This is a genomic window from Faecalicatena fissicatena (genome assembly GCF_016900595.1).
GTDB lineage: Bacteria > Bacillota > Clostridia > Lachnospirales > Lachnospiraceae > Claveliimonas > Claveliimonas intestinigallinarum.
The window spans coordinates 315,965-334,055 of sequence record NZ_JACLYY010000002.1 but is presented as its reverse complement, the minus strand read 5'-3'; the positions used below and the strand labels follow the sequence as shown (position 1 = coordinate 334,055).

The following is an 18,091-nucleotide window of genomic DNA, read 5'->3' as shown; positions in this document are numbered from 1 at the left end:
AGATGTGTATAAGAGACAGTCCATATTGGGGGAGCAAATTAAAAAATGTGGTTTGAATTGTTATATTACTGATGTTGAAATATTCCACAAGGTATTTAGAAATTTGGTTACCTAATTTTTCCCCTACCATTTTTGCATGTTTCTCTTCTGTTTCTCCTTTATTTTCTGGTATATTAAGGTAAAAGCTGGCTAGTTGTGTATTAAATATAATTTTACCAGTTTCAACAAAATACACTCCAAGATTATAATGAATGTTAAAATATTTGAGAAATGAAAAGCGAAGCATATTTTTAAATCTTTGATTCTGTTGGTAATCAGAATTGAAAGCCATATTTTTACCTTTGGAATACTTGCCGGTAAAAATTTTCAACCCATTACGAATATCTTTCACTTCTTTTTCAGTATCAGATTCTAAATCTTCTACACCCCAAAATTCTTTTACTGATCTACAATATAAGGCACAAAATGGGATTAATGACAAATTTACCGCACTGTCATGAATATGCAATAATAAATCAACTAAAATTTTCCCGTCTCTCTTTATAAGTTCATTTGAATGCTCCCTTAATTTATTACAATATGCATCGTTGTCTATATTCAATATAATATTTCCTCCTAAGTATGATTAAATTAAAATTTCTATCGTGGCAGAGTTGCTCGTAATAGGCAATCAGCTTCTGGGTGAGCGTCTTTTTCATATAAGGCATCCTCATCTCAATTGAAAACCACTATGTAGTCTTCGGCAAACCTATCAAAGGTTGCATTCGCTTCAGCAAGAACGGCATCCAGTTCCTCATTGATTTTCCCTCTCACATACGTATCCCGTAACGTCGGTTTCTCAAGTAAAACCCACTTAAGTTGACCGTACGAGTACTTAGCAAAAGCAATCCACTGAGGATAGTTAATTGCAACAGGATTTTGAGTGAAATAGACTTTTCCAGCATTTGCGGCTGTTGCTCCGGCATGGGCAATAAACAACATTGTCGCCAACTTGGGATGCTTCTCTCTATTCAGGGACAGTGGAATGGAATCCTTTACCGCATGGCCTTCCTTGATTCGCTTAAAAGCATACCCTAAACGAACAATGACTTCAACAATCATTGCGGGGATTGACATGGAGCAGAAGTGTATGAAATCGTATCCCTCATAGTACATTCCTTGGACGATTTCGGCAATAGTCTGTTCTTCTTCTCCAATGTTACTAAACTGAAGAAGATTAAACAGACTCATCAAAGGTGCAGGCAGTCCCATCGATGTAGTAACATCCGACTTGAAGTGGATGACCTGTTTTGCCAAAGCTGCAAAGATATCGGATTCCTTGCGGTCAGCGTAGTTTTCCATCACTTGGGATACAATGTTTCCAGCTTTGTCGATAGTCGTCATCCTGCCAGTTAGAATATCTGCGACACCAAATATAAATCCTAAAATAGGGTCATGCCCCAACTGGAGAAGTCTGTGATAGTAGGCAGAGAGTCCCTCTACTCGGATGGTGGTGTGCCTGTTATCCTGGGCGTCATACGGAACCTTGCTAACCTTCGAGTTCGCGAGTTTTTGCATTTCTTCTTCAGGGAACTTTTTGTCAAAATAGTCCCGTACATAGTTTGCAAGTGGCCCACCTTTCAAACCCTCGGGAGTTTTGATAGGTATTCCAACAAGCAAAATATCTACAGCAGCACCAACCAGTCCGGCAAGGGCAGCTATACTGATATCAAATGCATCTAGACGATGAAGAACGTTGAACTCTTCGTTAAGTTGGTGAATAGCAAGTTCATTACTCCGCAGTTCTTCCTCTGTGAAAATTGACTCCAATTCACAGTCTGTGCCAACGTGTCTTTCTGCCTCAGCACACAGTTCTTCCCAAGTAGGAACAACCATGACTTTTCTCAGTTGCTGAATGGGTGACAATTCTTTAAGTTGTTCTGGTTGGTATCCAAGGTTTCGAAGCAACGCCTCTGCCCTCGCAATCGTAGCATTCGTCTCATCCGAGGACGGAAAGCGAATGTCTGCAAGTGCTTCGTCTTGATGCTTCAGAACAGAATTCATCTGTTTCTCAAATTCTGTGTACTTAAACTTGCTCACTTGCTACCACCTCCTCCTTCAGTAATATTCTTTACGATTTGCTCAAGCTGATCAATGTACCTGTTGGCCTCATGGGCTTGTTCTGCCTCTGTCCGTAGTGCGTTAATTTCAGCCTCGTGCTTACGTGTAACCTTCTGTTGTTTAACGGAACTTTCCTCAAAAGCTTTCTGATCCTTTTTACGACTAAGCCGCACCCTGATGCTATCAGCAACTGCCAGGAGTAAACCACCACCAAGGAACTCTTCCTTGTGGTTTCCGATGAATTTTACTACATCTTTGGCTACATTACCTACACCATCTCCGACCTTGGCAAAGTTTATGTTTTGTAATTTAATTCGCTTTCCCATAGAAACACTCCCTTATGCGACACCCAAATCGTGGCTCAAATCCTTAACTGCCTGTTGGAGTAAGATGTTGAGACTCTGCAGGTAATCAAGACGTTCCTTGTCTGCATCAGCCTCGTCCTTCAAAGCCTGGATGATAGCTTCATGACGAGCAAGGACTTCTTTGTACAGACGTTCCTTTTCCTGCCGCAGTTGTTTGTTCTTAAGGTGAGAGGCAACACCGACACCTCCAGATGCTAACACGGCAATAGGAGCCGCCAGAACGAAAATGCCCGCTACCATACCACCGCCCACGATAGTACCAGCAGTTGCTAAGCCAGAAGTAATACCAGCAGCAGAGAGACCTACGGCACCCAAACTATAAAGGGCGGCAAAAGACCCCACACCACCAATGCCTGCTCCAAGGGCTCCTGCAAGAACCTCTGGAATAGCACTTCCCTTGATGGTTCGTTTAGTGTCGTTAAGGGCTGCTGCTGCTTCGTTTACAACATTTACTACTTGCTGAAGGGAGTCAACACTTTGGAATACCATTTCCTTTTTCTTTTTTATATAATTACCCATCTTTTTTCTCCTTCAATGTCGGCTTCTTTTTGCCTGATGCGACTGCCTTGACAAGCCAAGCGTTTATGGCAGCAATTCCCGCTCCAAGACCTAACGGCCCCAAAAGAGCTGCCCCGCCGACAATTATACCAGCGGCTTTCATCCATTCTTTGGAGACATCAGCGCGGGTAGTAGTTCCTGCAAGAATAGAAGGGGCCATCATGTTTGCCTTCGCCAAAAGCTCCTCTCTATTTTCAGTGCTATAGTTCTCTGGGTGATCTACAAGAACATCCAACAAAACCTTGAGCATTTCGGTGTCTTCAGGTGCCTGTGCCATTTCTGCGTCAAGAACGCTTCTCATGGCAATATACTGTGTCTTGGTCAGCTTGTTGCGACCGCTTTCAATATTGTTGATGGTCTGACGAGTAACACCGATTTTCTCACCAAATTTTTCGGCTGTCCAACCAACGGTGCGTCGAATTAAAAGTAGATTGTCTTGCATACGAATTATTTCTTCCATATTCGCACCTCCTGTCTGTATATAGAATAAGCTTTGACAATATATTTGTCAACAGTTTAATATTTTCTTAGAAGGTGGAGAGTATATTTTTAAGAGCAAGATCCACCCCGGTAATACCGAAATCCATGTTATGAATTTGCTCTTCCCTTTTGGGGTTGTGATCTTGATGGGGATTTCGATTCCCCATACCCTCGATAATCTGCCTCTTTAGCAGAATATTAGCGTCCACTGAAAAGTGAAACGCAGCACAAAAGGCAGATCCTGACAGGACTGTCGGCTCTCCTATTTGTGATGTTACTTCGTAACAGAAAAAAGAAAGGAAGAGGCCGTCCAGATAAATCATTTCAAAATGATAACGAAACCGTACCAAACCGTCGTCTTGCACTGTAGATAAGATAAACCTCAACTGATGATAACTGCCGTCAAAAAGTCTTATGGCGATAGGCGAAAATGAAAAAATGATACCGAAACGATACCCCAATTGCTGTTCAGTCATTGAAAACGGCGGGACAGCAAACGGAGAAACACCAATGCGGCGAATACGCAGGAAAAGGCGGAGTCGGATAGTATTTTAACATCGTAAAAATCATGAACACCCTGACAGACTTATAAAGTGAAATTTCCTGTCAGGGTTCTTTTATTCATCCCTTGTGTTATTTTCATATTTTTTTATTTTCCGCATCAGACCTCTGTATATAGGGTCTTTTAGTAGATATATCTTATCTCGGCTGATCGGATATTCAGACATAAAATCCGGATTTTCTGCGAAGAATTTTTTCTGTTCCTCATCCGTCAGATGAATTGTATATTCTTCATAGAAATCCATATCATCGCCCAGTATGAATTTTTCAAAACGTTTATATTGTTCTTCTGTCCATTCCATTTTCGCTATTATCCTCTATGTAGGCTAATATGTATTTTCCCCTTTTTGCCAATTCTTAAAGATACTCTCAAAACAAATATAGTCGTAATAAGACTAAAATGCAATAGTCGTGTCGAGACTTTTTTATAATGGAGAAAAATTGAGGGAAGTAAGTAAGACATGGTATTTGAAAATATCCGGAATCTCCGTGAAGATAATGATAAGACACAGCAGGAAATTGCTGATTATCTGAATATAAAGCAGACCACATATTCTAAATATGAATTGGGAAAAATCAATATTCCAATTGAAGTCTTCATTAAGCTGGCTGACTATTATGGAGTCTCTCTGGATTATCTGGTCGGAAGATCAAAGAACAAAAATTAAGGATCACCTCTTTCAGAAAGAGCAGTGATCCTTTTCTTCATATCATCTTTTCAATTTTATCCGGTAAAAAGTTTTTCGGAAAGGAGCATACGTGCAAGATTTCCTCCTTTAATTTTTACGTCCGTGGAGGTAACACCAGGTAACACGAACGTTTGTTTAAATATCGGCTTGCCAACACCCGAAAAACCTATATTTTTGCATGAAAAAATCGGAGTGACAGGATTTGAACCTGCGACCTCTACGTCCCGAACGTAGCGCTCTACCAAGCTGAGCCACACTCCGTTAATGTTGACCGAAACTTCCTTTTACAGAAGTTCCGGTGCCCCTGCCAAGGAACTACGGATAGAGGACTCGAACCTCTACTAACAGAGTCAGAGTCTGCTGTGCTGCCATTACACCAATCCGCATTACTAAGCTTCTGTGTTCGTTTTGTTCAGCGAACAAATATTATTATAGCAGGCTTTTCCAAAAATGCAAGCACTTTTTTAAATTTTTTTTCTTTCTTTTGAGGATGCAAATCTGTTGACTTAAATATTGCCTGAAATTGGATGAGGAGTCCTATGTCTCTGTCGAAGACGAGAGTATACTGGGGACTGTGATACCATAGAAGAACGTTTTAATCCGGATCGAACAATCTTATCGCTTGAATTTGCGGAAAAGCAGACAAGGAAAGCAAGCGAAGAAAATAGAAATGAGAGAGGAGAGACCAATTTCGGCCTCTCCTTTTTCGGCTTCTGCCAACGACAGATCACTCCGGCGGTCTCAGATCAGCGCAGCGCCGCATACTGTTTCATGACAGCGGGAATGTCGATCCTCTGGGGACACCTCTTCGCGCAGGCACCGCACTGGAGACAGGCCATGGGGCCTTTGATCTGCGTCAGATGGAACAGCTTCCACGGCTCCCCGCCGACAGTGAGCTCATTGTAGCCCTGGATCAGAGCCGGGATATCCAGATCAGCCGGGCAGACGGGGCAGCAGTAGCGGCAGGAGGAGCAGGGGACGCCAAAGGAATCCCGGAAAGCATTTACCGCCCTGTCCAGCGCTGTGTGCTCCGCTGGGGAGAGAGTGTTGCCCTCCCGGAATACCTCTGCATTTGCGTGAACCTCCTGGGGAGAGGACATGCCGCTGAGAACGCACTGCACATTGTCCAGCCCCATCAGATAGCGGAAGGACCAGGAGGGAATTGACTGCTCCGGGGCGGCGGCCCGCAGGATGTCCTCCGCCTCCTGGCTTAAGTGTACAAGGCGGCCGCCCTTCAGGGGCTCCATGACCCAGACCGGAATGTTGTGTTCAGTCAGGATCTCGTATTGACGTCTGCCGTCCAGCATTGTCCAGTCCAGGTAATTGAGCTGGATCAGAGCCATGTCAAAGCCAGGATACCACTGAAGAAATTTTTCCAGCCCCTCCGGCGCCGCATGGGAGGAAAAGCCGAGATAGCGGATGCGGCCGGCTTCCTTCTGCCTGAGCAGATAGCCGATATAATCCCGCGCCGGATCCGTATAGTCGTCGAGAAACTGTTCCTGCACGCTGTGCAGCATGTAAAAGTCAAAATACTCTGTCTGGCAGCGGGCAAGCTGTTCCTCAAAGACATGATCCAGATCAGTCCGGGCTCCCACATAAAACTTGGAGGACAGATAGTAGCTGTCTCGGGGATAGCGGGACAATGCCTCTCCGAGAAATGTCTCGGAGTCAGTCTTGTGGTAGGTAAAGGCAGTGTCAAAAAAGTTGATCCCTTCAGTGAAAGCCTGATCGATCACCTCCATTGCCTTTGCGCGGTCAATGGAGGAGGTGTTCCCGGACACGGTGGGGAGCCGCAGACTTCCCAGACCCAGTGCGGAAATCCTGTTTCCCCGGAATTCTTTGTAATACATAATAAGGCAGCTCCTTTCCTATGACAGCGGGCTCTTCAAAAAATTCAGCGATCCCGCCGGATTTTCCGTCCCCTTCTCCAGCAGCAGGATGAGGGCGTCGATGGTCCGCTCGATGTCCTCCTTTGAGGAGGGGACGAGGGAGTTGTCGAACTTGACCGCCAGGACGATCAACACGATCTCCGCCAGGGCGTCGGGATCGCTGAAGTGGATATCACCGCTCTCCACGCCCTGCCGGATGATCTCCGCCAGGACGGGCTTCAGCTCTGTGATGATGTGATTGACGTACTTCTGGCGGAGGAAGATTTTCTCCTGGGTGTCGGAGCCCGCCCGCTCCTCAGACTTGAGGAACTCGGATGAGGAGCTTCGGCAGGCCTGGAAGATCATGGCCATCCTTGTGAATGGGGAGATCTCCGTCCTGTCTGCCAGGTCCTTGGCGGTCTGGAGAGGCTTCTCGTAATTCCGCTCCACCAGGGCGTCCAGGATAGCGTCCTTGGAGGGAAAGTAGTAGTAGATGCTCCCCTTTCCGATGCCCGCGGTCTGGGCGATGTCGCTGACAGAGATAGTCTGCATGTTCCGATTTTCCAAAAGCTCCTGGAGAGCGTCCAGAATTCTGTTGTACTTCAGCTGATTTGGCATATGTGTCACCTTTCCTTGCGGTCTTTCCTGCTGGTATGCGCTGTATCCGCTTATATAAATTCATTCTACTTATACAATACAAGTCCAATATACCACAGACCGGGGATTTCGGCCAACTGTAAAAGCGCACAAAAAACAGAAAAAACCCGGCTGTATTTTGAGGGGAACGATAGTTGACCGGCGGCCGAAAAGGTGTTAATCTAACAGAGAAAAGGACATGACCGTTGGTCGAAAAAACCAGAAAACGGTCGAGAAGGAGGATGCTATGACCTACGCAGATATGTTTTCAAAGGTAAAGGGCATGCTGATGGACGCGGATGTCAGCGATATCCACGAGCATCTGGCATACCAGTTCAACATCACCGGAGAGGCGGAAGGGATTTTTTACGCTGAGGTGAAGGACGGACAGCTGTTTGTGGAGCCCTACGAGTATTTTGACCGGGACGCCATGTTTACCTGCTCCGCGGAGACCCTGTTCAAGATCGCGGACGGGAAGACAGATCCCATTCTTGCGGTGACGCTGGGGAAACTGAAGGTGGAAGGCAATATCGATAAAGCATTAAAACTGAAGGATTTGATCAACAGCAAAAAGAAAAGCAGGTGAGAAGGATGGGTAAATTGCTGAAGGGGGCAGCCCTGCTCCTGGGAGCCGCAGCGGCGGCGGAAGCAGGCGGGACGGCCTATTTTTACAGAAGGACCATGAAGAGGTACAACGCAAAGGTAGAGCGGACCATGAAGATGTCCGGTGTGGACTGGGAGAGCCATTTTCCCATTATGCATGAGCGCCATGACTGGATGATGGGGCAGCCTCACGAGGATGTGTGGATCAGGTCAAAGGACGGTCTGAAGCTGCACGGTACATATTTCCCGGGAGACGGGGGGACAAAGGCTGTCATCTGTTTCCACGGCTACACCAGCAGAGGGCTGAACGACTACGGGAGCCTTTCTTATTATTACCTGAACCACGGCTTCCGGATGCTCCTGATCGATGAGAGGGCTCACGGCGACAGCGAGGGCACCTACATCGGCTTTGGCACTATGGACCGGCTGGATGGACTGGAGTGGGTCAAATGGATGATCGAAAAGATCGGCGATGACGCCCAGATCCTGCTCCACGGCAATTCCATGGGAGGCGCCACTGTCTGCATGATGGGCGGCATGGAGCTCCCGGAGCAGGTGAAGGGGATTGTGTCCGACTGCGCTTTCACATCCGCCAAGGACGTGTTTACCCATGTGCTCCACAGCATGTACCACCTGCCGGCATTTCCCATGATCCAGATCGCGGATAGGGTGAATCGAAAAAACGCGGGCTACGGCCTGGATGACTGCAATGCGGCCAGGGAAGTGAGAAAGGCGAAGGTGCCCTTCCTCTTCATACACGGCGAAGACGACATTTTCGTGCCCTGCTGGATGTGCGAGGAGATCTACAAAAACTGCGCGTCGCCCAAGACAAAGCTGATCGTCAAGGGCGCGGGCCACGGAGAGAGCTACTATAAAGATACCAAGGCGTACGAGGAAGCCCTGGATGTATTTATCGGAGGAATAATGAAATGATGAGAACAAGAAAAGGTCACAAAGTGTATCCGCTGACTGTAGCCCAGAAATTCCACATGTACTATGCGCCCCACTGTCCCAGCATGGCGGTGCTGAATATCGGGACAAGCCTGACTATCGAAGTGGAGCTTGACTGGGATCAGCTGAAAAAGTCCATCAACGAGGCCTACGCAAGGAGCGAGGCCATGCGTGTCCGCTTTGCCAGGGATAAAGAGGGGATCTGGTACCAGTATGTGACAGACCCGGAGGAGATGGATATCGAGTTCGCGGATTTCTCCGGCGGGACTGTGGAGGAGGCGGAGGCCCAGATGCAGAAGTGGACTACCGTGCCCTTTAAGATGTTTGACTCTCCCCTGACAAGGATCGTCATGATCAAGATGCCGGACGGATTTAACGGCGTGTACTTCCTGGGAAATCACATGATCGTGGACGCCCAGTCCCTCATCTGCTTCCTGAAGGACATCATCGAGCTGTACTGCAACGCCAAGTACGAGGGTGTTCCCTACCCCAAGGATATGGCCTCTTACATTGAACAGATCGAGCGGGATTTCGCCTACGAGGCGGGCAGCAAGGCACAGCAAAGAGACATCGACTATTTCCAGAAGGAGATCGAAAAGTCCGAGCCCATCTACAATGATCTCCACGGCACGGCCAAGCTGGAGTCCATGCGGGAGATGTTTAAAAATCCTAAGTTGCGATCCGCCTTCTGCGTCACAGACGACACCACCTCTGCCCTGGATATCTTCCACCTGGAGGCAGAGCCCACAAAGAGGCTGATGGATTTCTGCGAGAAATATCACGTGTCCCTGGCATGCCTGCTTCTCATGGGGCTTCGCACCTACTACCAGAAAATGAACGGATTTGAGGATGTGTCCCTGACCACCACCATCGCCAGGAGGGCCACCCTGAAGGAGAAGAAGTCCGGCGGCACCAGGATCCACTCCTTCCCCTTCCGGACTATTTTCCCGGAGGATATGAAATTCATCGACGGCGTCTACGCCATCCGGGACAAGCAGAACGAGTACTTCCGCCACGCGAATTACGACCCCACAGCCTACTTTGCCTACCGGGCCAAGACCTATCCGCAGCCTCAGCCGGGACTGGGATACGAGCCCATCTCTCTGACCTACCAGCCGCTGACCCTGAAGGAGAAGGGACTGGATCAGCTGGGAGACATTCGGTACAAGACAAAATGGTATCCCAACGGCATCTGTCCCCAGGGCATGTACCTGACCGTCATGCACCGGCCGGAGGACAACGGGCTGGACTTCAACTTTGAGCACCAGATCAAGGCAGTGTCAAGGGAGGAGCTGGAGTACCTGTATTACTATCTGTGCCGGATCATGTTCAAGGGGGCGGAGAACCCGGATCTGACCATCGGCGAGATCATCAAATTAGTTTAGTGTAGAAAAAGGAGAAAGTACCATGTTTGAGAAATTAGTTGATATCATCTGTAACTATGTGGAGGTGGAGCCGGAAAACATCCATCCGGAGTCACGCTTTATGGAGGATCTTGGCTTTACATCCTTTGACTTCATGAGCATGCTGGGCGAGATCGAGGATGAGTTCGATGTGGAAGTGGAGCAGACAGAGGCCGCAAACATCCGCACTGTGCAGGAGGCTGTGGACTATCTGGAAAAGCTGACTGCTGAAAATTAATCTGAAAGCAGAAGAAAGGGTGGGAAGATATGCTTTGCAGTACTGTCCGCGAAATACTGGCAGGTACGGAAGAAAAGTACGGGCCAAAGGACGCGATCCGCTATAAAGTGAGTAAAAATGAAATTGCATCGAAAACCTACACACAGCTTCGGGAGGACAGTGAGAGCTTCTCCTGCGTCCTTCGGGATCTGGGGGAGCAGGGCAACCACATCGCGGTCATCGGCATGACCTCCTACGAGTGGCTGGTGGCCTACTTTGGCACTGTGGACAGCGGCAGTGTTGTAGTGCCTCTGGATGTGAATCTGCCGGCGGAGGATGTGTGCGACCTGATTAGCCGGTCGGATTCCACGGTACTCGTCTACGACGAGGTGAGAAAAGACGTGGCTGTCATGGCGAAGGAGAAATGCCCCCAGCTGCGCAGGATCATCTCCATGCAGAAGGAGGATCGCGGCGAGCAGGTCTCCGGCTTCTGGAAGCTGCTGGAAGAGCACAGAGGGAGCTTTGACTATGAGCCCCAGCCGGATCAGCTCTGCACGATCATGTTCACCTCGGGCACAACGGGGAAGAGCAAGGGCGTCATGCTGACCCACAGAAATGTGGCGGAGAACGCGACCTGCCTGGACATGAAGATTCCGGAGCGGATCGTCATCATGACAGTGCTCCCGATCCACCACGCCTACTGCCTCAGCATGGACATCCTGAAGGGCGTGTCCCTGGCGGCAGTGATCTGCATCAATGACTCCCTCATGCGGGTGGCGAAGAACATTAAGCTCTTTAAGCCGGAGATGATCCTGATGGTGCCCCTGATGATCGAGACCATGGCAAAGAAGCTGGAGGAGGCGTCCCTTCTGCCGGCGAAGATCGTGAAGAATCAGGTGTTCGGAAAGCAGTTCCACACCATCTGCAGCGGCGGCGCCTACCTGGATCCCAAATACATCGACATGTTCAAAAAGTATGGCATCGTCATCCAGCAGGGCTACGGCATGACCGAGTGCTCCCCTGTTATCAGCATTTCCCAGCGGTGGAACATCCGCAGCGACTCGGTGGGACAGCTTGTGCCCAACTGCGAGGCCAAGACTGTGGACGGGGAGCTCTGGGTGAAGGGCAGCAGCGTCATGCAGGGCTACTACAGGATGCCCGAGGAGACTGCCGAGACTTTGAAGGACGGATGGCTGAAGACCGGCGACCTTGGCTATGTGGACGAGGAGGGCTTTGTCTACCTGACAGGCCGCAAGAAAAATCTCATCATCACGAAGAACGGGGAGAATGTATCACCGGAGGAGCTGGAAAATGCCCTCAGCGGAAACCGACTTGTGGGCGAGGTGCTTGTCCGGGAGAAGGGCGGCGTCATCGAGGCGGAGATCTATCCGGATCAGGACTATGTGAAAAGGAAGAGGGTGAAGGACGTAAGAGCGGCCCTCCAGGAGGTCATCGACGCGTACAACAGGACGGCGGCTCCCCAGAAGAAGATTTACAGCCTCATCGTCCGGGACAAGGAGTTTGAGAAGACAACCACGAGAAAGATCAAGAGATTTTGAAGATGACTTTTTAGAGGACTTTCAAGAGGACAGAGCTTTTGCAGGTTGACAGATTTTTTGAAACGTGCTATTTTAAAAATGTTCGGTAGGTAAGGCTACTGCAAGGGATATGGACTGTTGCCGCGAAATAGTGGAGACACTATGAGAGGGTTTGAACAGGGTACATCGACAGCAAGGTGTATCATAATACAGTTTCACCGCCCTGCAGAGTTAAAGCTCATACGAATGTGCAATAGGTAAGTTTTCCCTGTATGTTCACCGGACATACAGGGTTTTTTATTTTGCTGGAGGCTCCAGGGGGCCGGCAGAATAAAAAAGTGCGCGCAGAAATGTATGTAAAGAAGCAGGCACGAGAGAAAAGGAAGGAAGGTGAGCACACTCATGTATCACAGTAGCAGCAGCGGAATTGCAAAGCGGTGCAGGGCAGAGCGAAGATTTCTGCTGCAGAGGCACGGGTGTGCCGGTCTGTAGCTTTATATCCGCATGCTTTTCCACCGTTTTGTGAGGAGATCTTACGGACGGTGGATTTTTTGTTTTCCAGAGAAAACAGGCTTCTGGTCTGTAAAAAATCTTCCGGCAGGATACCGCTGTACTCTTACCAGCGTGCTGAACAAAAATAAAACGTCGGGAGGTACAGGAACATGAAAAACATGACCAGAAACACGATCATTGCAAAAGACAGAAGCAGGAAGCATGCGCAGACAATGCTCTGGGCGGCCCGCAGCAGCGAGGGGGAGATCAGAGGAAGATATGGAACAGGCCCGGGCGGGCTGGACAGCGAGACGGCGGAGGATTCCAGGGAGAGATGGGGAAAAAATGTGCTGACCCACGGAAAGAAAAATCCCCTTCCCGGAAAGCTTTTCTTCTCCTTTGTCAACCCGTTTACTCTGGTGCTGCTGGCGCTGGCGGCTATCTCTGTGTTCACAGACATTGTGTTCGCCGCGCCCCAGGACCGCAGCTGTGCCACGGTAGTCATCATCATGGCCATGGTGCTGATCTCCGGCGTTCTCAGGTTTGTGCAGGAGACGAGGAGCGGCAATGTGGCGGACAGGCTCTCCGGCATGATCCACACCACCGCCTGCGTGGAGCGGGAGGGGCGCAGGGAGGAGATCCCCATGGAGGACATCGTGGCGGGGGATCTCGTCTACCTGTCAGCCGGGGATATGATCCCTGCGGATCTGCGCATCCTGTCCGCCAAGGACCTCTTTATCAGCCAGTCGGCCCTGACAGGAGAGAGCGAGCCGGTGGAGAAGACAGGAGAGCGGACAGCCGGGAAGGGCGGCCTGACGGAAATGGCCAACCTGGCATTTATGGGCAGCAATGTGATCAGCGGGTCGGCCCAGGCAGTGGTGATCGCTGTGGGCGATGACACCATGTTGGGCACAATGGCGGGAGCCCTGGATGAGAAGCCCCCCAAGACAACCTTTGAAAAGGGCGTCAACGCGGTCTCCTGGGTGCTGATCCGGTTCATGCTTGTCATGGTGCCGGTGGTCCTCTTCATCAACGGCTTTACAAAGGGAGACTGGATGCAGGCGGTTCTCTTTGCCATCTCCGTGGCGGTGGGGCTGACCCCGGAGATGCTGCCCATGATCGTCACCACATCCCTGGCAAAGGGCTCCCTTGCCATGAGTAGGAAAAAGGTCATTGTGAAAAACCTGAATTCCATTCAGAACCTGGGCGGTGTGGATATCCTGTGCACGGACAAGACCGGCACGCTCACCCGGGATAAGGTAGTGCTGGAATACCATCTGAATGTGGACGGGCAGGAGGACGACCGGGTGCTGCGCCACGGCTTTCTCAACAGCTATTTCCAGACCGGGCTGAAAAACCTGATCGATATTGCGGTCATTGAGAAGCAGAAGGAGCTGGGGGCAGAGGAGCTGATCCGCCGGTATACGAAGACAGACGAGGTTCCCTTTGACTTCCAGCGCCGCCGGATGAGCGTGGTGGTGAGAGATACAGAGGGCAAGACCCAGATGGTCACAAAGGGAGCTGTGGAGGAGATGCTGGGCTGCTGCTCCTTCGCGGAGTGCGGCGGCAGGATCCGCCCTCTGGAGGACGAGGTGAGGGAGCTTGTGCTTGCAAGGGCGGAGAGGCTCAACGAGGCGGGGATGCGGGTGATCGCTGTGGCCCAGAAGACAGATCCCTCCCCGGAGGGGCAGTTCTCCGCGGCAGACGAGAGGGACATGGTCCTGATCGGCTTTTTGGCCTTTCTGGATCCGCCCAAGGCGGACACAGGGGAAGCCCTCCTGGCTCTTCGGGAGTACGGCGTCACGACAAAAATCCTGACAGGGGACAATGAGAAGGTGACCCGGGCCATCTGCAGGCAGGTGGGGTTGGACGGAAGGGCCATCCTGCTGGGAGATGAGGTGGACCGGATGGATGACGGCGAGCTGGGGAGAAGGGCGGAAAAGACCACTGTCTTTGCCAAGCTTTCGCCGTCCCAGAAGGAGCGGATCGTCCGGGTGCTCCGGGAGAGGGGACACTGTGTGGGCTACATGGGGGACGGGATCAACGATGCGGCTGCCATGAAAGCGGCGGACGTGGGGATTTCGGTGGACACGGCTGTGGATATTGCCAAGGAGGCCTCCTCTGTCATCCTGATTGAGAAGGACCTGAAGGTGCTGGCCCGGGGCGTTCTGGAGGGGAGAAAGACCTATGCCAACATGATCAAATACATCAAGATGACCGCATCCTCCAACTTTGGAAACATTTTTTCCATCCTGGCAGCAAGCGCGTTTCTGCCTTTCCTGCCCATGGAGTCCATCCATCTCATCCTGCTGAACCTGATCTACGACATTTCCTGCACAGCCATGTCCTGGGACAATGTGGATGAGGACTGGCTGCGGGTGCCGAGAAAATGGGACGCCTCCGGGATCAGCCGATTTATGCTCTGGAACGGCCCGGTGAGCTCGGTGTTTGACATTGTCACCTTTGCGGTGCTGTATTTTGTGATCTGTCCCGCATGCACGGGCGGGCAGCTGTTTTCCCGGATCGCCGGGCAGGAGGGGCAGGCGCTCTTTGCTTCCCTCTTCCAGGCGGGATGGTTCGTGGAGTCCATGTGGAGCCAGATGCTGGTGATCCACACGATCCGCACGCCCCATCTCCCCTTTGTGCAGAGCCGGGCTTCCGCGCCGGTTGCGCTCCTGTCGCTGGCGGGCATCGGGATCGCCACATGGATCCCCTTCACGCCGGTGGGGGATGCCCTGGGCCTTGCGCCGCTGCCGGCTGTGTACTTTGGGTGGCTTGCGGCGATCGTGGCCGGGTATATGGCGCTGGCCACCGCTGTGAAGAAGCTCTATATACGCCGATACGGGGAGTGGCTGTGATCCGAAGACTTGATCCGTAAACGTGATCTGGAAACGTGATCCGGAAAGCCGGCGGGCGTCTATTGACGAAAACCGGAGAAAGCAGTAAGATAGCCATGGCACAAAACGAAGTGGAGGGATCGGACATTGAAAAGGAATAAATATGAAATAGATATGTGCAATGGGACTATCATGGACAAGCTGATCTCATTTTCGCTTCCCCTGATGCTGACAAGCATCCTGCAGCTTATGTTCAACGCGGTGGACATCATCGTGGTGGGGCGTTTCAGCGGGAGCGACGCCCTGGCAGCTGTTGGCTCCACTACGGCGCTGATCAACATTTTCACCAATCTCTTTATCGGCATCTCCCTGGGGGCAAACGTGCTGGCCGCCAGGTACTATGCGGCCGGCCGGGACAAGGAGATGTCCGAGTCCGTACATACCGCCATCGCCCTGGCCCTGGTCAGCGGCATCATCATGGCCTTTGTGGGCTTTGCCATGTCCCGCTTTGCCCTGAGCCTGATGGATACCCCGGGAAATGTGATCGGTCAGTCCACCACGTACATGAGGATCTATTTCCTTGGCATGCCCTTCTTTATGCTCTATAACTACGGGGCGGCTATCCTGCGGGCGGTGGGGGACACGAAGAGGCCCCTGATGTTCCTCTGCGTGGCGGGGCTGGCCAATGTGGTGCTGGATCTTTTGCTTGTCATCGTCATCCCCCTGGACGTGGCCGGCGTGGCCATTGGCACAGTGGCCTCCCAGATGGTCTCCAGCATCCTGGTGCTGCGCTGCCTCCACAGGACGGAGGGAAGCTATCAGCTGCGCTTCTCAAAGCTCAGGATCAGAGCTGTCTACCTGAAGCGGATCTTTCAGGTGGGCATACCGGCGGGCATCCAGAGTACGGTCATCAATTTCTCTAACGCCATGCTCCAGTCCTCAGTCAACTCCTTCGGCTCTATCGCCATGGCAGGCTACACGGCGGCCAACAACATCCTGGGCTTTCTCTATGTGTCGGTGAACGCGGTGACACAGGCCTGCATGAGCTTTACCAGCCAGAATTACAGCGTTGGCAAGCAGAAGCGGATGGACCGGGTGCTGGCGGACTGCATGATCCTGTCGGCCGGCGCGGCCCTGGTGCTGGGCGTGGGGGCCTATGTATTCGGCTCACGGCTCCTTGGGATCTACACCTCAGACCCGGAGGTGATCCAGTGCGGACTGGAGATCCTGTCCATCACCACTGTTCCCTATTTCCTCTGCGGCATCATGGATCTCTTTCCGGGCGCCCTGCGGGGCATGGGACGCTCCGCCGTGCCCATGATCCTGTCCGTCATCGGGACAGTGGGAACCAGGATCGTGTGGATCTACGGCTTCTTTCCCCACCACAGATCCCTGCACTTCCTGTTCATCTCCTACCCCGGCTCCTGGATCTTCACCATTGCCATGCAGGCGGTGTGCTTCTGGTTCGTGCGGAAGCAGTGCATCCGGCAGCTGAAGCGGGAGGGGATCTACAGCGTCTAGGTCAGACCGGATAAGGTATGAAAGATTTCAATAGACATTTCAATAGACAGAGACAGGCAGGAGCCCTGACTACAAGTCGGGCGCTCCTGCCTGTTTTATATAGATCGCTGGTTAAGGAAAAGCGTTTGCCTCGTGGCAGATGTTTATTTCGAGGATGCCAGGCGCTCCTTTCCCAGAGCGTCCGCGGCGATGATGGCCGCGTAGAGCTGGTCAGGAGTCACGTCCGCCACCATGTTGTGGATGGATTCGCCCTCTACGCAGGATTTCTCGGCGATGACGCGTATCTCTTCATCCTTTGTGATGCCAATTTCCTCCAGGGTAACCGGCAGACCGACCTCCATGCAGAAATCCTGAACCTCCCGGAACTCCTCCTTCGAGGCTCCCTCCAGCACGAGCTGGACGAGAGTGCCGAAGGCAACGCAGCAGCCATGGGGCGCGCTGTGTCCGCCAAGGGCGGTGAGACCATTGTAGAAGGAGTGGGCTACCGCGAGGCCGCCGTTGTCAGCGCCCACGCCGGAGAGATAGACATTGGCCTCGATGATGGCTTCCAGGGCGGGAGTGACCACATGGCACTCGCAGGCCTTCCTGGCGGCAGCCCCGTATTCCTTCAGGGTGTCATAGCAGAGGCGGCACAGCGCCATAGCGGATCGGGTAATGCCTCCGTTTTCCAGGCTGGGAGCGTCTGTGCGCTGGCAGGCCCTGGCCTCAAAATAGGTGCCCAGGGCGTCGCCCATACCGGCTACCAGGAACTTCACAGGGGCATTTGCGATGATCTCGCTGTCCACGATCACGGCCTCAGGATTCTTTGGGTAGAACAGATAGCTGTTGAAGGTCTTGTCATCGTTGTAAATGACAGAGAGACCAGTGCAGGGGGCATCCGTAGCCACCACAGTGGGGATGATCACTACCGGCAGATTTTCGTAGTAGGCAGTGGCCTTGGCCGTGTCGATGGCGGAGCCGCCGCCAACGCCAACGATGACGTTGAGTCCTTCCTGCCTTGCGATCTGTCTCATTTTTTCAATCTCGCCTACGCTGGAGACCCCGCCGAAGATCTCATAGTGGCGGATATCCTCCGTCCCCTCAAAGCTCTTCTCGATTTTATCGTGACACATCTTATGCCCGCTTCTGGAGCAGATGAAGAGCCAGCTGTTTCCCAGATCCTTCATCTCCTCGTGGAAATGGAGAAGGGAGTCCTTGCCCTGAACATATTTTTGAGGTGCGCGCATCATTCTCAGTCTAAGCATAATAAATCCTCCTTTGCGACACATAAAA

Annotated in this window: 18 protein-coding genes, 2 tRNA genes and 1 riboswitch; of the genes, 8 read left to right on the top strand and 12 right to left on the bottom strand. The window is 51.6% G+C overall.

Translation table 11 applies throughout. From position 1 onward, the window contains the following. The 7 genes from H7U36_RS03720 to H7U36_RS03690 all read right to left on the bottom strand — a co-directional run. The coding region (locus H7U36_RS03720) for a hypothetical protein (RefSeq protein WP_205155726.1) at positions 1–601 on the bottom strand (601 nt) is incomplete at its 3' end. 113 nt (positions 602–714) lie between these two features. After that, positions 715–2,079: a hypothetical protein gene (locus tag H7U36_RS03715; protein ID WP_033125705.1), complete on the bottom strand. Its 1,365-nt coding sequence runs from the start codon at positions 2,077–2,079 to the stop codon at positions 715–717. Further along, positions 2,076–2,426, bottom strand: a complete 351-nt coding sequence (locus H7U36_RS03710) for a hypothetical protein (RefSeq protein ID WP_033125706.1) — start codon at positions 2,424–2,426, stop codon at positions 2,076–2,078. The genes H7U36_RS03715 and H7U36_RS03710 overlap by 4 nt, the downstream gene beginning before the upstream one ends. A 12-nt stretch (positions 2,427–2,438) precedes the next feature. Then, entirely contained in the window at positions 2,439–2,984 is a 546-nt protein-coding gene (locus H7U36_RS03705; RefSeq protein WP_033125707.1) for a hypothetical protein, read from the bottom strand. Next, positions 2,977–3,483 (bottom strand): helix-turn-helix transcriptional regulator, encoded by a 507-nt coding sequence (locus H7U36_RS03700; RefSeq protein WP_052084012.1) that lies wholly within the window; start codon positions 3,481–3,483, stop codon positions 2,977–2,979. The genes H7U36_RS03705 and H7U36_RS03700 overlap by 8 nt, the downstream gene beginning before the upstream one ends. Before the next feature lie 67 nt (positions 3,484–3,550). Further along, positions 3,551–3,979 carry a hypothetical protein gene (locus tag H7U36_RS03695; RefSeq protein WP_033125708.1) on the bottom strand — a complete coding sequence of 143 codons (429 nt, stop codon included), beginning with the start codon at positions 3,977–3,979 and terminating at the stop codon, positions 3,551–3,553. A gap of 141 nt (positions 3,980–4,120) precedes the next feature. After that, entirely contained in the window at positions 4,121–4,366 is a 246-nt protein-coding gene (locus tag H7U36_RS03690) for a hypothetical protein (protein ID WP_052084013.1), read from the bottom strand. Between the two features lie 159 nt (positions 4,367–4,525). On the opposite strand from H7U36_RS03690, the gene H7U36_RS03685 reads away from it, so the two are divergent. After that, complete coding sequence (locus H7U36_RS03685) at positions 4,526–4,732, top strand: helix-turn-helix domain-containing protein (RefSeq protein WP_033125709.1); 207 nt, start codon at positions 4,526–4,528, stop codon at positions 4,730–4,732. 208 nt (positions 4,733–4,940) lie between these two features. On the opposite strand, the gene H7U36_RS03680 is transcribed toward H7U36_RS03685, so the two are convergent. The 4 genes from H7U36_RS03680 to H7U36_RS03665 all read right to left on the bottom strand — a co-directional run bounded on the left by H7U36_RS03680 (position 4,941) and on the right by H7U36_RS03665 (position 7,239). Continuing rightward, a tRNA-Pro gene (locus H7U36_RS03680) sits at positions 4,941–5,014 on the bottom strand. Positions 5,015–5,068: 54 nt separating this feature from the next. Continuing rightward, positions 5,069–5,139 (bottom strand) — tRNA-Gln (locus tag H7U36_RS03675). Between the two features lie 360 nt (positions 5,140–5,499). Next, entirely contained in the window at positions 5,500–6,603 is a 1,104-nt protein-coding gene (locus H7U36_RS03670; protein WP_138302879.1) for an aldo/keto reductase, read from the bottom strand. Positions 6,604–6,621: 18 nt separating this feature from the next. Then, positions 6,622–7,239 (bottom strand): TetR/AcrR family transcriptional regulator, encoded by a 618-nt coding sequence (locus H7U36_RS03665; RefSeq protein WP_033126292.1) that lies wholly within the window; start codon positions 7,237–7,239, stop codon positions 6,622–6,624. 265 nt (positions 7,240–7,504) lie between these two features. On the opposite strand from H7U36_RS03665, the gene H7U36_RS03660 reads away from it, so the two are divergent. The 7 genes from H7U36_RS03660 (at position 7,505) to H7U36_RS03630 (ending at position 16,819) form a co-directional block, all read left to right on the top strand. Beyond that, positions 7,505–7,843, top strand: a complete 339-nt coding sequence (locus H7U36_RS03660; RefSeq protein ID WP_033126293.1) for an SCP2 sterol-binding domain-containing protein — start codon at positions 7,505–7,507, stop codon at positions 7,841–7,843. Positions 7,844–7,848: 5 nt separating this feature from the next. Further along, on the top strand, positions 7,849–8,793 hold the full coding sequence (locus tag H7U36_RS03655) for an alpha/beta hydrolase (protein ID WP_138302880.1): 945 nt from the start codon (positions 7,849–7,851) through the stop codon (positions 8,791–8,793). Further along, on the top strand, positions 8,793–10,196 hold the full coding sequence (locus H7U36_RS03650) for a condensation domain-containing protein (RefSeq protein WP_191493362.1): 1,404 nt from the start codon (positions 8,793–8,795) through the stop codon (positions 10,194–10,196). Before H7U36_RS03655 ends, H7U36_RS03650 begins: the two co-directional genes overlap by 1 nt. Before the next feature lie 22 nt (positions 10,197–10,218). After that, positions 10,219–10,452 carry an acyl carrier protein gene (locus H7U36_RS03645; RefSeq protein WP_033126295.1) on the top strand — a complete coding sequence of 78 codons (234 nt, stop codon included), beginning with the start codon at positions 10,219–10,221 and terminating at the stop codon, positions 10,450–10,452. Positions 10,453–10,481: 29 nt separating this feature from the next. Then, a complete protein-coding gene (locus H7U36_RS03640; RefSeq protein WP_191493330.1) occupies positions 10,482–11,990 on the top strand; it encodes an AMP-binding protein in 1,509 nt (502 codons plus the stop codon). A 74-nt stretch (positions 11,991–12,064) separates the two neighbouring features. Next, positions 12,065–12,227, top strand: a riboswitch (M-box (ykoK) riboswitch). A gap of 404 nt (positions 12,228–12,631) precedes the next feature. Next, complete coding sequence (gene mgtA, locus H7U36_RS03635; protein WP_033126297.1) at positions 12,632–15,319, top strand: magnesium-translocating P-type ATPase; 2,688 nt, start codon at positions 12,632–12,634, stop codon at positions 15,317–15,319. 153 nt (positions 15,320–15,472) lie between these two features. Further along, positions 15,473–16,819, top strand: coding sequence for an MATE family efflux transporter (locus tag H7U36_RS03630; RefSeq protein WP_052084076.1), 1,347 nt, complete (start codon positions 15,473–15,475; stop codon positions 16,817–16,819). A 143-nt stretch (positions 16,820–16,962) separates the two neighbouring features. Here H7U36_RS03630 and H7U36_RS03625 read toward each other — a convergent pair whose 3' ends face one another. After that, entirely contained in the window at positions 16,963–18,063 is a 1,101-nt protein-coding gene (locus H7U36_RS03625; RefSeq protein WP_033126299.1) for a glycerol dehydrogenase, read from the bottom strand. Between the last annotated feature and the right edge of the window lie 28 nt (positions 18,064–18,091).